A 15,294-nucleotide genomic window follows, 5' to 3' on the forward strand; every position below is an offset into this window, starting at 1 on the left:
AAAGGGGTGCCGGCATGTTTGAGCACTACAGTGTACTAAATGATGAAGCAATCAAGGGGTTAGACATCAAAGAAAATGGAGTTTATGTGGATTGTACACTTGGGGGAGCAGGACACTCTAGTCAAATTGCAAAACATTTATCTTCAGAGGGAAGGTTAATTGCGTTTGACCAAGATCTTAAAGCAATTAATTATGCCAAACAAGTACTGTCCGATTATGAAGATCGTATTACTTTGGTTCATGACAATTTTGCCAACTTAAGTGAGGCCTTAATTGAATTAGGGGTAGAACATGTTGATGGAATTTTATTTGATTTAGGAGTTTCATCACCCCAATTAGATGAAGCTGAACGTGGATTTAGTTATCAACACGATGCGCCATTAGACATGAGAATGAATCAAGAAAACACGTTAAGTGCTTATGAAGTTGTCAATGAATGGGCATTTGAAGATTTAGTTAGAATTTTTACAAGGTACGGGGAAGAGAAGTTTTCAAAACAAATTGCGAGAAAGATTGAGAAAGCTCGAAGCGCACAACCAATTAAAACGACATATGAATTGGTTGATTTAATTAAAGAAGGTATACCGGCTTTTGCAAGAAGAAAAGGTGGACATCCAGCAAAGAGAGTATTTCAAGCAATTCGAATTGCTGTTAACGATGAATTAGCTGTATTTGAAAAAGCTTTAGATCAAGCGGCAAGACAAGTAAGTATTGGTGGTCGAATCGCTGTTATTACCTTTCATTCTTTAGAGGATCGTATTTGTAAACAATCAATGAAAAAATGGAGTTCTAGTCCTCCAATACCTAAAGATCTTCCAGTAATGCCGGATGAGGTTGAACCACCTTTTAAACTGATTACACGCAAACCAATTGTACCTAGCGAAGATGAGCTTGAAGAAAATAGACGATCGAGATCTGCAAAACTAAGAATTGTTGAGAAAGTAAAAGAATGGGAAGATCAATATTCAATGACTCAGAGGAGGAATTAAACAATGGCGGCAGAACAAATAAGAAAGTATTCAATGATTCCTGATAAAACAACAGAACAACAAAGCCCAAGACCTAAAAAGCAACGTTCTGTTAAAAAGGCTTGGTTTACAAAAGGTGAAAAGTTTCTTTATACAACTGGACTCGTGATTATTGCTATGACAATGATTTTTGTGGTTCAGTATTCTTCTTCACTTGATTCAGTCAATCGAGATATTCAGAGAGTCGATTCGAATATTGCGCAGGTCGAGGTTGAAAACAATGCACTGCAAGCAGAGGTAAAAGAACTGAGCAAACCTAGTCGAATCTTAGCTGAAGCAGAGAAGCACGGACTAAGTATAAAGAATTCAAATGTAAAACAAGCGACTCAAACAAACTAAGGGTGTTAAGTCCATGAAAAACTTAAATTACAAAAATGTGATGTCGTTTTTAGTCATATCCTTATTTACGTTAATTTTTCTATTTTTAATCGGCCGTTTTACTTACATCCAGATCACTGGTGAAGTACAATCGGTCGATTTACTTGATTATGCAGAAAAATTTCGTAACACAAGTAGCGTGATGGAAGCAGAGCGTGGTGAAATTTATGACCAAACAGGTATGGTCTTAGCTGGTAATAAAACAGTTTATAATATGTATGCTGTCTTAAGTGAAGAGTATTCCACAAATTCATCAGTTAATTTACATGTTGATGATTTGGAAAAGACAGCCAATCAATTAGCACCAGTTATCGGGATGGAACAAAGCCGTATGCTAGAAATACTTCAAAAAGGAAAGGAAACTGATTCTTTTCAGGTTGAATTTGGACGTTATAGTAAAGGGTTAACAAAAGAAGAAAAAGAAAAAATTGAAAAATTAGACCTGCCAGGAATCTATTTTAATCAAGATACAGAACGTTATTACCCAAATGGTGTATTTGCATCCCGTGTAATTGGGTTTACAGATCAAAAGCTTAATGAGGAAGAGAATAAATATGAAACGATCGGAGCATATGGTGTTGAAAGACGTTATGAGGATCAATTAAGTGGTGAAGATGGTTTTATTAGATCACAACAGGATAAATTTGGATTTAAATTATTAAATGCTGAAGAGCATATTAAACAGCCAGTACATGGAAACAATGTCTACTTAACGATTGATCAAAAGATCCAAACGTTTTTAGAAGATGCTATGACGTCTGTTCAAGAAGAATATAATCCAAAACGTATTGTGGCAGCTGTTATGAACCCTCAAACAGGTGAAGTGTTAGCGATGAGTAACAGACCAACTTTTAACCCGAATACTAGAGATGATATTAAGAATTGGTACAATGATGTCATTTCGACTCCTTTCGAACCAGGTTCTACGATGAAAATCTTTACCCTTGCATCGGCGATTGAAGAAGGCGTATATAACGGTCAAGCGACGTATGAATCTGGTAGGTGGAGAATTAATGAAAATTACGATTATATCTCAGACCACAACTATGGAAGAGGATGGGGGACAATTACATATAATCAAGGTGTCCAACATTCTTCTAACGTTGCTTTTGCAAGAATCTTATGGGAACAATTAGGCCCTGAAACGTATTTAGATTATATGTCTAAGTTTCACTTAGATCAGGCAACTGAAATCGATTTAGAAGGTGAAGTAGTCGGTCAATTATCTTACAATTATCCTAGAGAACAGATTAACACTGCAATAGGACAGGGTTCTACTTTTACACCGATTCAAATCATGAAAGGTGCAACGGCCATTGCCAATGAGGGTGAAATGGTTAAGCCTTACGTGACTGAGAAAATAACAAGTCCTGATAGTAAAAAAACCATCTATAAGGCTGAACCTGAAGTGGTTGGAAAACCAATATCAAAGGATACGGCTAAGCAAGTTAGAAATATTCTAGAAACGGTCATCACATCTGAGGACGGAACTGGCCAGGAATATAAACTAGATGGTTATACTTCGTTCGGTAAAACCGGTACAGCTCAGGTGCCATCCCCTAGTGGTGGCTATAAACAAGGTGTCGGAAAATATGTATATTCATTTATAGGAATGGCACCAAAAGACAATCCAAAATTGATGATGTATGTTGCAGTTGAAGAACCAGAAGTTGAGTATAGCTACATGGGATCTGATGCAACGTCATATATTTATAAAACAGTCATGAACAATAGTTTAAATTACCTTGAAATTGAACCTGATCAGAAATCTCAAGATGTCACAAAGCCGGTTAAGTTAACTGACATCTATGAACGTGACGCTAATCAGGTGGTCAGTGAACTAAAGAAAAAAGGGTTAAATGTCACTGTACTAGGAAATGGTGAGAAGATTGTTGATTCAGTTCCTAAACAAAATAAATCAGTCTACCCGAATAAGCGTGTTATTTTAAAAACAAATGGTGAACTGACGATGCCAAATATTACAGGGTGGACACTAAGGGATGTCTTATCATTAGTTGAGCTCGTTGGGATGAGATTAGATTACGTTGGTGAAGGGTTTGTCACAAAACAAAACTTATCGGTTGGGTCTGAAATTTCCGATGAAAGCAGATTGGTGATCGAACTACAGCCTCAACAAAATCCGAATGATGAAGACAGCAAAGAAAACGGATCGAATGAGCCTAACAATGAAGAAAATGATGAACAATAGAATAGATTGATTATTGAAACAGTGGTCTAAATAAAGACGTTTTTTCATAGTTTTAATACAAGCATAGATGTAAAGGAGAATGCTATCTTGAGACGAATTGCTGCTATTACTGTGAAAAAACGTTTGATCACTGTTTTTTTATTGATTGCTGTATACTTTTTGATTATGGTAGGAAGGCTTGCATATGTTCAGTTAGTATCTAGTGCAGACATTTTAGAAAAAGCTGAAGAACTATGGAGCAGAGATATCCCGCTATATGCAGAACGTGGTAAAATACTTGATCGTAATGGTGAAGTGTTAGTGGACAACCAGCTAGCGCCTACCTTAGTTGTCGTTCCAAGGCAAATTGAGAATCCAGAAGAGGTTGCTAAAAAACTATCTGAAATCATTTCGATTTCAAAAGAAAAAGCTTTGAAACACTTAACAAAGGTCGCATCAGTAGAAATCATTCATCCTGAAGGAAGAAAATTAACTGATGAACAAGCTAACGAAATTAGAATGCTAAATGAACCAGGTGTTTATTTAGCACAGGATTCAAAACGGTCATACCCATATGACGAACAGCTAGCACATGTATTAGGATTTACCGGGATTGATAATCAGGGCTTAATGGGGTTAGAAGCTAGCTATAATGAACAATTAAGCGGAGACAATGGGGCTCTATCATTCTTCTCAGATGCAAAAGGAAGACGGCTAAATCAATTATCTAATCGTTATAGCCCTCCTGAAGATGGGCAGCATCTTTCACTGACGATAGATGCTGAAATTCAAGCCATTGTTGAACGAGAATTAGATATAGCTGAAGCTAAATATAATCCAGATGGTGCCCTAGCAATTGTAATGGACCCAAATAATGCTGAAATATTGGCTATGTCGAGTCGCCCTAATTTTCATCCCGCTAATTATCAATCTGTATCACCAGAGATATACAACCGAAACTTACCTGTTTTTAGTACGTATGAACCAGGTTCGACGTTTAAAATTGTTACTCTAGCATCTGCATTAGAAGAGAACTTAATCGATTTAGATAAAGATACCTACTATGATTCAGGGCATGTTAAAGTAGCTGGTGCACGCATTCGCTGCTGGCATAGTGGGGGGCATGGAAGTCAAACATATTTAGAAGTCGTTAAAAATTCATGCAACCCCGGATTTGTTAACTTAGGTCAGATGCTAGGCGAAGAAAGATTGTTCACCTACATTCGAGAGTTTGGGTTTGGGCAAAAAACAGGAATTGATTTACAGGGTGAAAGTAAGGGTATTCTATTCAAAGAAGAGCAAATTGGCCCTGTTGAGCTTGCTACTTCAGCTTTCGGTCAAGGCGTATCCGTAACACCGATTCAGCAAATTACTGCTGTTGCTGCTGCCATTAACGGCGGTTATTTATACGAACCTTATGTGGTCAAAGGTTTAGTTGATCCTGTAACAGGGGAAGAAACTGAAACTAGAGAACCTACACTTAAAGAACAAATTATTAGTGAAGAAACATCTAAAGAGGTTCGTAGAGCGTTAGAGACAGTCGTTGCCAAAGGGACAGGTCGGGGTGCATACTTAGATGGCTATCGGGTAGGCGGTAAGACAGGGACAGCTCAAAAGGTTGGGCCTAATGGTCGTTATCTAGAAAACAACCATATTGTATCATTTATTGGATTTGCACCAGCGGATGATCCACAGTATTTAGTCTATATCGCTGTTGATAATCCTAAAAACACGGTTCAATTCGGTGGTGTTGTATCAAGTCCAATTGGGGGTAAAGTATTAGGAGATATATTAAACGTTAAAGGCATTGAAAAACGAGATGGTGGACTTGAAAAAGAATATCAATGGCCAGATGCACCAAAGGTTAAAGTTCCAGGTCTAGTTGGGGAAAAAGTCAAAGATATTCGAAGTGCATTATATGATTTAAGGTTAGATGTGCATGGAGAAGGTGATACGGTTATCTCGCAATCACCTGAACCTGGTGTAAAAGTAGATTCAGGTTCTACCATTAGAGTATTTCTAGGAGAATCTGATTAATTCAATTCTTTCATTCTTATCCAAGCTTAAGTCTGCTATAATATTGTTGTAATTTATATTTCTAAAGGTAGGAGATCCTATGCAATTAACAGGACTAATAGACAAATTAAACATCTATAAAACTGAAGACGAACTAAATCATTTAACAATATCTAACATAGAACAAGATTCGAGAAAAGTTAGAGATAACACTTTATTTGTTTGTATTAAAGGTGCCCAGGTAGATGGGCACCATTTTATAGCAGATGCAGAAGCTAATGGAGCATGTGCTATTGTTGCAGAAAATTATGTTGAAACTAATTTACCAGTTATTTATGTTCCAAGTACTACTAAAGCACTTGCTATATTAGCAGATCAATTTTACGGAAGTCCTAGTCAGAGATTAAACATTATAGGTATTACTGGAACAAACGGGAAAACAACTACCACGTATCTTTTAGATGACATTTTTAAAGAATTTGGTCATAAAACAGCCATTATTGGTACGATTGATATGAAAATAGGTAACCAGACTTATCCTTTAAATAACACAACCCCTGATAGTTTGTTCCTTCATAAACATCTCAATCTGATGAATGAAGAGAATGTCGATACAGTTATTATGGAAGCCTCTTCACATGCCTTACACCAAGGACGTGTTCATGGTGTTCAATTTGACACGGTTGTGTTTACAAACCTAACTCAAGATCATTTAGATTACCACTTAAATATGAATGATTATGCTTATGCAAAATCATTATTATTCTCTCAACTTGGTAATGATTACACTGATAATAAAATTGCTGTAATTAATGCGGACGATCATTACTCTGAAGTCATGTCCAATGCATCAGCTTTTCCATATATACCTTATGGTCTAGCAGATGATGCTTTTATAAAGGCTACTAATCTTGATTTACAGGCAGATGCTTCTACTTTTGTAATAGAGACGCCTAAAGAGGCAATTCATGTTGAGTCTAAACTAACCGGGAAATTTAATGTGTATAACATATTGGCAGCTGTTTCCGTTGCTTATCACTACCAAATACCGAAAGAACAAATTCAAACTGCTCTAAGAAAGATTGGAGGAGTTCCTGGGCGTTTAGAGAAAGTAGAAATCGGCCAGAACTTTACTGTCATAGTGGATTATGCTCATACTCCAGATTCGTTAGAAAATGTATTACAAACATTAAATGAAATTAAAGAGAACAGGATTATTACAGTGGTAGGATGCGGTGGAGATCGTGATCGTTCTAAGAGACCGAAGATGGCAGATGCGGCTATAAAATATAGTCAGCTATCTTTATTTACCTCAGACAACCCAAGAACTGAGGATCCTAAAAATATTCTTAAAGATATGACTGGCCATTTGAAAGGCGATGAATTTAAAGTCATTATTGATCGTCAAGAAGCTATTAAAGAAGCCATTTGGTCAGCACAAAAAGGTGACATTATACTTATCGCAGGAAAAGGGCATGAGACTTATCAAGAAGTTAATGGTGAAAAGCGACATTTTGATGACCGTGAAGTTGCAAAACAATTTATAGAAGAACGGCAGAAGGAGTCTTAAAGGTATATGGAGAAATTTGATTTAAACTTTCTAGCATCTATATTTCCAAACCATACTGATTATGAAAATAAAGAGATTTATACGATATTTAGAGATAGCCGTGAAAAAGTTCAGCAAGGGTTATTTATCCCAATTGTTGGTGAACGATTTGATTCTCATGAGTTTATTTCACAAGCGATTGAAAATGGTGCCGTAGCGATTTTATCAAGTCGAACTGAACTTACACAGATTCCAGAGGGCTTCCCAGTTTTTTATGTGGACGATACGATTGAAGCGCTTCAAACATTAGCCAATCATTATCGTCATCTCGTTAATCCAATTGTAGTCGGGATTACGGGTTCTAACGGTAAAACAACAACTAAAGAAATTGTCGCGAGCTGTTTAGCTGCGAAATATAACGTGTGGAAGACCATAGGTAACTTAAATAATCATATTGGTCTTCCTTTGACTGTTTTAAGTATGGATCGAAACTGTGATGTTCTCGTAGCTGAAATGGGAATGAGTGGATTTGGAGAAATTGAATTATTATCTAAAATCGTTGAACCAGATTTTGGTATTATAACTAATATTGGTGAATCCCATATTGAGCATTTGGGAAGTAGAGAAGGCATTGCGAAAGCGAAGTCTGAAATCACTTGTGGTTTTAAAGAAAACAGTGTCTTTATCTATGACGGTGATGAGCCATTATTAAAAACAATTGAACCAAGACCTTTTAAAGAGATTACTTGCGGATTTTCAAAAGACCTTGACTATGTGATTGATGATATTAATCAGCACAATGACCAAACATCTTTTAGCATCAACAGTGAAGCATTAACAATTCCTTTACTTGGAAAACACCAGGCAAAGAACGCCTCATTTGCATATGCATTATGTAAGGAGTTAAAAATCGATGTATCTAGCATTAAACAGCAGCTTAACCAGCTTGAATTACCTTCCATGCGATTTGAGAAGATGGATGCATTGAATGGTTCTACAATCATTAATGATGCTTATAATGCATCCGCAACCTCGATGATTGCCTCTATTGATGTTCTTAAAAACATGAATTATAATAAAAAAATTGTGGTTTTGGGAGACATCTTAGAATTAGGTGATTTCTCTAAAGAAGATCATAAAAGGGTTGGTCAATCAATTGATTCGTCTATTGACGAGGTTTTAACGTATGGTGAAGAAAGCAAATATATTCTTGATGGATTAACAGATAACTTTGCGGGGAAATCAAAGCACTTCATAAATCAAGAAGAATTAATTGATGATTTAAAACAAGAGCTAGATGAAAACACCATTGTATTGTTTAAAGCGTCAAGAGGAATTAAATTAGAAGAGGTTGTTAATCAGCTAGTTTAGTGAATTAGAAGGGAAGGGAAGACCATGTTACCACAATCTGTATTACTCATCACTATTGGTATTGCGTTTCTATTCTCTGTACTTATATCTCCAGTTTTAATCCCTTTCTTAAAGCGATTAAAGTTCGGACAAAGTATTAGGGAAGAGGGACCTGAATCACACCAATCTAAATCAGGCACTCCAACTATGGGTGGTGTGCTGATTATTGTATCGATTATCTTCACATCTTTATTTATGATTTGGAGATATGAAGGAACTGAGCTCTCAAGTGAATTTTTTATTTTACTATTTGTTTTAATCGGTTACGGATTAATAGGATTTTTAGATGATTTTATAAAAATTATTAAAAAGCGCAATTTAGGTTTGACATCTAAACAGAAAATGCTGTTTCAAATCTTTATCGCAGTTGTTGTGTATATTGTATTGCATAACCATGGCTACAATACTGCTGTAAGCATTCCAGGTACTGACTTTTCCATGGAATTTGGCTGGTTTTATAGTGTCTTTTTACTAGTCATGTTAGTTGGTGCATCTAACGCTGTTAACTTAACAGATGGTTTAGATGGCTTAGTTGCTGGTACAGCATCTATCGCTTTTGCAACATTTGCAATTATTGGTACTTACCAGCACGTTGAACCTGAAATCACTATTTTTTCACTTTCTGTTGTAGGTGCTTTACTAGGTTTCTTGGTGTTTAATAGCCACCCAGCAAAAGTGTTTATGGGAGATACAGGTTCCTTATCAATTGGGGCAATTCTTGCAACCGTTGCTATACTAATGAAGTTAGAGCTACTTTTAGTAATCATCGGTGGTGTATTTGTCATTGAAACAATATCTGTAATGTTACAAGTGACTTATTTCAAATTAACTGGTGGGAAAAGAATCTTTAAAATGACCCCATTGCACCATCACTTTGAACTAACAGGATGGTCTGAATGGCGTGTTGTTGTAACATTTTGGTTCGTGGGTTTTATTTGCGCAGGCCTAGGCTTATTTATTGAGGTGTGGATGTAGTGAAAATATTATCGAATTTTCCTTATCAAAAAGTATTAGTACTTGGGCTGGCTAAAAGCGGAGAAGCAGCCGCGCAATTGTTACTGGATAGCCAAGTACCTTTTAGAATAAATGATCTTACAAAACTAGAAGATAATGAAATCGCACAAAAATTCAACTCTGAAGGTGTCGAAGTCATTACTGGTAGTCATCCTTTTGAGGTGTTAGATGGTATTGATTTAGTTATAAAAAATCCTGGCATTCCATACGATCATGTGATTGTTGAAGAAGCGATTAGAAGAAATATACCGGTAATAACAGAAATTGAGCTATCTTATTACTTAATCGATGGGCCAATCATAGCCATTACTGGTTCAAATGGTAAAACGACTACGACTACATTAACTTATGAGCTGTTAAAAGCTGGTGGTTTAGATCCATTAATTGCAGGAAACATTGGGAAAGTAGCAACCAATGTTGCAAGACAACAAAAAGATAAGCAGCCCGTTGTAATGGAGCTATCTTCATTTCAGCTTAAAGCAATCGAAGACTTTAAGCCTGATATTGGTGTGTTGATCAATATTACTGAAGCTCATTTGGATTATCACAAAACAATGGATGATTACGTTAGTTCTAAATTAAATATAACGAAGCATCAAAGTCAAGATGATGTGCTCATTTATAACGCTGATGACGATATCATTAAGGATGGTATTAAACAATCAGAAGCACAATTAACTCCATTTTCAGTTTCAGGTCTTAATCAACATGGACTATATGTTTCTGAAGGTACAATTTATGAGCGGCAAGATCCAATTGTAAAACGGGAGGATATAGCATTACCAGGCGACCATAATTTAGAAAATGTGTTAGTTGGTATAGCTATAGCTAAGCGATTTGCCATTTCAAATCAAAAAATCAAATCTGTTTTAAAAACATTTACAGGTGTTAAACACCGATTACAATATGTAGATACAATCAATGACCGGCAAATATTTAATGATTCAAAAGCGACGAACATACAGGCTACACTTAAGGCCATCAATGCGTTTAATCAACCAATTGTACTAATTGCAGGTGGTTTAGACCGAGGCGTTGAGTTTGATGAGCTCATCCAGTCTTTTAAAAATGTGAAAGGTTGTATTGCTTATGGTCAATCTGCTGATAAAATGTGTGAAGCAGCCATAAGACAAGACTTTCATTCAATATACAAAGTAGACAATTTACAGAAAGCTACTAATAAAGCTTATGAGATTAGTGAACGTGGAGATATTATTTTATTTTCTCCAGCGTGCGCTAGCTGGGATCAGTTTAAATCGTTTGAAGAACGTGGAGACATGTTTATTCAATTGGTGCATAAGCTTTATTAGGGGCTTGTCTACCAATAGCCCCGACTTCATTAAAGGAGTAGGGGTGTTTTTTCGTGAATAAAAAAGTTGAATCTCATATTGATTACGTTTTGTTAACAGCTGTGTTAATTCTATTGCTTATTGGTGTACTAATGGTTTATAGTTCATCATCAGTATGGTCCGATTATAAAATGGGTGATTCCTTTTTTTATTTAAAGCGACAATTATTATTTGCTTTAATTGGTCTAATCGGAATATGGGTTATGATCAAAATCCCGTATTTTAAATTTGTCAATATGGCTATTACGATTTATATAGCTTGCATCCTATTGCTAATCGCTTTATTTATTCCAGGCGTAGGATTAGTTCGAGGGGGAGCGAATAGTTGGATTGGCGTTGGAGCATTTAGTATTCAGCCAAGTGAATTCATGAAGCTAGGTTTAATATTACTATTCGCTAAAATACTTCCTAAAAAACAACATGATCTCCCTTTTCTTTTTAAAGGTTTCTTCCCTATGTTAGGTCTGATTGTTTTTCCATTTGGATTAATTATGCTACAACCTGATTTAGGGACAGGATTAGTGCTAGTACTTACAGGTATGCTTTTACTTTTTATATCTGGCGCTAAAATAAGCCACTTTGTTAATTTAGCTGTCATAGGTTTAGTTGCCCTTGCAGGTTTAATTATATCCGCCCCTTATCGAATTAATAGAATTGAAGCATTCTTAAATCCTTGGGAAGATCCACTGGGAGATGGTTTCCAGATTATACAATCGCTTTACGCAATAGGCCCAGGTGGTTTAATGGGATTGGGATTCGGGAATAGTATGCAGAAGTATTTTTATTTACCAGAGCCTCAAACTGATTTTATTTTTGCTGTTATTGCAGAAGAGCTTGGCTTGATTGGTGGAGCATTTATTTTGTTTTTATTCTTTGTTGTCGTGTGGCGTGGTATATTAATAGCCATTCATTCTCAAGATTTATCTGCTTCACTAATAGCATTCGGGATTACCTCTATGATTATGGTTCAAGTCATGATCAACATCAGTGTTGTTATTGGTCTAATACCTGTTACAGGAATTACCCTACCACTGCTTAGTTATGGTGGGTCTTCTTTAACCTTAACATTGGTCTCAATCGGCATATTGTTAAATATAAGCCGTTATGCGACAATAAAGTAGGGAAAGCCAAGTAAGTAGAAGATATTTAAAGGATGGTCGTGCTATGCAACATATTGTAGATAAATTAAATGAAAAAGAAGTAGGGAAAGTTTCTTTAGATGAACCTTTAAAAAAACATACAACCATTAAGATTGGCGGACCGGCAGATTTGTTCATCCAGCCCAAATCTATTGATGGTTTAAAAGACGCTTTAAAAATACTTAAAGAGAATAATATTCCAATTAGTGTCATTGGACGTGGGTCTAATCTATTGATCCCAGATGAAGGTATTCGCGGTGCAGTTATTCAATTTGGTAAGGGATTAGATCATCTAGAAGTAGACGGAGACCAAATAAAAGTAGGTGGAGGCTACCCACTCGTTAGACTTGCCGCAATTATTAGTCGTGATGAATTAAGCGGCTTTGAATTTGCTGGCGGAATTCCTGGTAGTGTCGGCGGTGCTGTGTATATGAACGCAGGAGCTCATGGTTCAGATATTTCAAAGGTTCTTGTTAAAGCTCATATTTTATTTGAAGATGGCACGACAGAATGGCTATCAAATGAAGAAATGAAATTTAATTATCGAAAATCTGTACTTCAAGATGAGCGTAAAGGCTTCTGTATAGAAGCTATTTTTCAGCTTGAGAAAGGCCATAAAGAGGATATATTAGCCGAATTAAAAAAACATAAGGATTACAGAAGAGAAACTCAGCCATGGGATTACCCTTGCGCAGGTAGTATTTTTAGAAACCCTTTACCAAACCATGCAGGGAAGCTAGTCGAAGATTTAGGACTTAAAGGCTTTCAAATTGGAGGCGCAAAAATTTCAGAGATGCATGGTAATTTTATTGTTAATGAAGATGACGCTTCTTACAAGGATGTGATGGAGCTCATTCAGCATATTAAAACACAAGTTAAGGAAAATTATGACATTGATATGGTGACAGAAGTCGAAATTCTTTAAATTAAGCAAAATTACCTTATATTAATATCGCTATATTATGCTATAATGTAGTAATAGAATCTATTTTATTAAGGGGAAGCTTTTTGAATGGCAGAAAAAAAAGTCGTTTCGATCGAAGAACGGATTCCTCAATTAAAACAACTAAGAAAACGCAAAGCAAATCGGCGGTTCTTTACTTATTTAACGTTGATTCTGCTTTTAATCCTAGTTATTGTTTATTTACAATCACCTCTTAGTCACATTAAAACTATTGACGTTCAAGAAAATCGAGTGATTTCAGATGAAGAAATCATTAGCATAAGTGGCTTGTCTATGGATCAATCGTTCTGGTCAATTGACCAGAGTCAGATTGTTCATGATATTGAATCACACCAAGAAATTAGTGACGTCAAAGTGGAGCGTAATTGGTATAATCAAGTCACAATCATCATCAATGAATTTGAAAGAGTAGGATATGTTAAATCTAATAATCTATTTAAACCAATTTTAGAGAACGGAAAAGTCTTAAAAGACACAGAATTAAAAATTCCTAAAGGAGACGCTCCTGTTCTCCACGGCTTTTCCGAGGATGATCGGTTAAGCCGTTTAACAAAGCAATTAGCGGAATTAGATTCTGCAGTTGTTCAATTAATCTCTGAAATCTACTCAGACCCTTCAGATACAAATGAGGATCGTATTAGATTATATACAACAGATGGATTTGAAGTAGTTGCTTCAATTCATAACTTTGAAGAAAAAATGAACCTTTATCCATCTATTTCTTCACAAGTTTCACCAGAGTTAGAAGGGGTATTGTACATAGATGTAGGAGCTTATTTTGAACCTTACGAATCAAGTGATGAAGTTGAGTTAGACACTTCTGAACGTGAACAAGAGTAAACTTGTAATTTTTTTGAAGAATCTAGAAGGTATTACGCAAAAAGTATGGAATTAAAACAATTAAGGAATTGAACTTGTTATGAGCCTTAGTCGGAGGTGCGAATGTTGAATCGTAGTGAAATTTTAGTCAGTCTAGATATCGGTACTTCCAAAGTCAAAGTAATTATCGGAGAAGTTTCTAAAGATACGATGAATGTTATTGGAGTTGGAATCGCTGAATCTAAAGGAATGAAAAAAGGTGCCATTGTAGATATTGATCAAACCGTTCATTCTATACAAAATGCAGTAGATCAAGCAGAACGTATGGTGGATATGGAAATCCAGCGAGTGATTGTTAGTATTAATGGAAGTCATATTGATTTACAAGAGTGTCATGGAGTCGTGGCAGTCTCTAGTGAAACACGTGAAATTTCTGATGAAGACATTGAACGTGTTATAGAAGCATCACAAGTTATGTCCATTCCACCTGAGAGGGAAATAGTGGATGTTTATCCGAAACAATTTATTGTAGATGGACAAGATGAAATTACTGACCCAAGAGGAATGATTGGAGTTCGACTTGAAATGCAAGGGACTTTAATCACTTGTGGCAGAACCAATTTACATAATATATTAAAGTGTGTTGAAAGAGCAGGCCTAGAAGTTCAGGATATTTGCTTGCAACCTTTAGCTTCTGGTGAAGTTGCTCTATCTAAAGATGAGAAGAGTTTGGGTGTAGGATTAGTTAACATTGGAGCGGGAAGCACGACAGTTTCTGTATTCTCTGATGGTAATTTAGCCCAAACTTCTGTCATGCCATTAGGTGGGGATAACATCACTAAAGATTTATCTATTGGGTTAAAAACAACAACAGAAGAAGCAGAAATTATTAAACAAGAATATGGTCATGCTTATTTAAAAGATGCTCTAGAAGACAACACATTTAATGTGACAACAATTGGTAGCAATGAACAACAAACTTTTAGTCAAGTACAAATCACAGAAATTATAGAAGCAAGACTAGGTGAAATATTTCATTTTATAACTCAAGAATTTAGAAGAATGGGTTATCGTGATCTTCCAGGTGGTTATGTGCTTACAGGTGGCGTCATGAGCTTGCCAGGTGCTGACCTACTTGCTAAGGATATTTTCCAAACAAACGTCAGAATTTCAGTGCCAAGTCATATCGGTGTACGTGAACCACACTTCACTGTTGGTTTAGGTACCTTGCAATTTGCCTATCGTAATGCGAAAATACAAGGTAAAGATTATGTTTCAGGAGTTAAAATAGAAGGAAATGAATCATCTAAACCTTCTAAGCCAAAAGTTGAAAAAATTGAAAAGAATGACCCTGAAAAAGTGAGAAGTAAAAACAAAACTAAGGAAAACAAAGATAGTCTCGTGAAAAAACTACAAAACTACTTTTTTGATTAAAATGAG

General features: G+C 35.9%; 12 protein-coding genes. All 12 read left to right on the top strand.

Annotated elements, in window-relative coordinates:
• Window positions 1-14: 14 nt before the first annotated feature.
• Complete coding sequence (rsmH, locus tag ACFSW4_RS04825; protein ID WP_054751606.1) at window positions 15-989, top strand: 16S rRNA (cytosine(1402)-N(4))-methyltransferase RsmH; 975 nt, start codon at window positions 15-17, stop codon at window positions 987-989.
• Window positions 990-992: 3 nt separating this feature from the next.
• Window positions 993-1,367 (top strand): cell division protein FtsL, encoded by a 375-nt coding sequence (gene ftsL, locus ACFSW4_RS04830; RefSeq protein ID WP_377327793.1) that lies wholly within the window; start codon window positions 993-995, stop codon window positions 1,365-1,367.
• Window positions 1,368-1,380: 13 nt separating this feature from the next.
• On the top strand, window positions 1,381-3,615 hold the full coding sequence (locus tag ACFSW4_RS04835; protein ID WP_377327795.1) for a penicillin-binding protein: 2,235 nt from the start codon (window positions 1,381-1,383) through the stop codon (window positions 3,613-3,615).
• 87 nt (window positions 3,616-3,702) lie between these two features.
• Complete coding sequence (locus ACFSW4_RS04840) at window positions 3,703-5,631, top strand: stage V sporulation protein D (protein WP_377327797.1); 1,929 nt, start codon at window positions 3,703-3,705, stop codon at window positions 5,629-5,631.
• A 79-nt stretch (window positions 5,632-5,710) separates the two neighbouring features.
• Window positions 5,711-7,180, top strand: coding sequence for a UDP-N-acetylmuramoyl-L-alanyl-D-glutamate--2,6-diaminopimelate ligase (locus ACFSW4_RS04845; protein WP_377327799.1), 1,470 nt, complete (start codon window positions 5,711-5,713; stop codon window positions 7,178-7,180).
• A gap of 6 nt (window positions 7,181-7,186) precedes the next feature.
• Window positions 7,187-8,530 (top strand): UDP-N-acetylmuramoyl-tripeptide--D-alanyl-D-alanine ligase, encoded by a 1,344-nt coding sequence (locus ACFSW4_RS04850; RefSeq protein ID WP_377327801.1) that lies wholly within the window; start codon window positions 7,187-7,189, stop codon window positions 8,528-8,530.
• A gap of 24 nt (window positions 8,531-8,554) precedes the next feature.
• Window positions 8,555-9,544 (top strand): phospho-N-acetylmuramoyl-pentapeptide-transferase, encoded by a 990-nt coding sequence (gene mraY, locus ACFSW4_RS04855; protein WP_377327803.1) that lies wholly within the window; start codon window positions 8,555-8,557, stop codon window positions 9,542-9,544.
• Entirely contained in the window at window positions 9,544-10,893 is a 1,350-nt protein-coding gene (murD, locus tag ACFSW4_RS04860; RefSeq protein WP_377327805.1) for a UDP-N-acetylmuramoyl-L-alanine--D-glutamate ligase, read from the top strand. Before mraY ends, murD begins: the two co-directional genes overlap by 1 nt.
• A 53-nt stretch (window positions 10,894-10,946) precedes the next feature.
• Window positions 10,947-12,053 carry a stage V sporulation protein E gene (gene spoVE, locus ACFSW4_RS04865; RefSeq protein WP_377327807.1) on the top strand — a complete coding sequence of 369 codons (1,107 nt, stop codon included), beginning with the start codon at window positions 10,947-10,949 and terminating at the stop codon, window positions 12,051-12,053.
• A 43-nt stretch (window positions 12,054-12,096) separates the two neighbouring features.
• Window positions 12,097-12,996 (top strand): UDP-N-acetylmuramate dehydrogenase, encoded by a 900-nt coding sequence (gene murB / locus ACFSW4_RS04870; protein WP_377327809.1) that lies wholly within the window; start codon window positions 12,097-12,099, stop codon window positions 12,994-12,996.
• An 87-nt stretch (window positions 12,997-13,083) separates the two neighbouring features.
• Window positions 13,084-13,875: a cell division protein FtsQ/DivIB gene (locus tag ACFSW4_RS04875; RefSeq protein ID WP_377327811.1), complete on the top strand. Its 792-nt coding sequence runs from the start codon at window positions 13,084-13,086 to the stop codon at window positions 13,873-13,875.
• Window positions 13,876-13,980: 105 nt separating this feature from the next.
• The gene (ftsA, locus tag ACFSW4_RS04880) at window positions 13,981-15,288 is read left to right on the top strand and encodes a cell division protein FtsA (protein ID WP_377327813.1); all 1,308 of its coding nucleotides are present in this window, start codon (window positions 13,981-13,983) and stop codon (window positions 15,286-15,288) included.
• Window positions 15,289-15,294 lie beyond the last annotated feature (6 nt).

This window comes from Piscibacillus salipiscarius (assembly GCF_042685285.1).
Taxonomy (GTDB): domain Bacteria; phylum Bacillota; class Bacilli; order Bacillales; family Alkalibacillaceae; genus Piscibacillus; species Piscibacillus salipiscarius.

What these genes read in the sequence shown, in the direction of transcription:
- rsmH (WP_054751606.1), top strand. Translation starts at nt 15, where the DNA reads ATGTTTGAGCACTACAGTGTACTAAATGATGAAGCAATCAAGGGGTTA.
- ftsL (WP_377327793.1), top strand. Translation starts at nt 993, where the DNA reads ATGGCGGCAGAACAAATAAGAAAGTATTCAATGATTCCTGATAAAACA.
- ACFSW4_RS04835 (WP_377327795.1), top strand. Translation starts at nt 1,381, where the DNA reads ATGAAAAACTTAAATTACAAAAATGTGATGTCGTTTTTAGTCATATCC.
- ACFSW4_RS04845 (WP_377327799.1), top strand. Translation starts at nt 5,711, where the DNA reads ATGCAATTAACAGGACTAATAGACAAATTAAACATCTATAAAACTGAA.
- ACFSW4_RS04850 (WP_377327801.1), top strand. Translation starts at nt 7,187, where the DNA reads ATGGAGAAATTTGATTTAAACTTTCTAGCATCTATATTTCCAAACCAT.
- mraY (WP_377327803.1), top strand. Translation starts at nt 8,555, where the DNA reads ATGTTACCACAATCTGTATTACTCATCACTATTGGTATTGCGTTTCTA.
- murB (WP_377327809.1), top strand. Translation starts at nt 12,097, where the DNA reads ATGCAACATATTGTAGATAAATTAAATGAAAAAGAAGTAGGGAAAGTT.
- ACFSW4_RS04875 (WP_377327811.1), top strand. Translation starts at nt 13,084, where the DNA reads ATGGCAGAAAAAAAAGTCGTTTCGATCGAAGAACGGATTCCTCAATTA.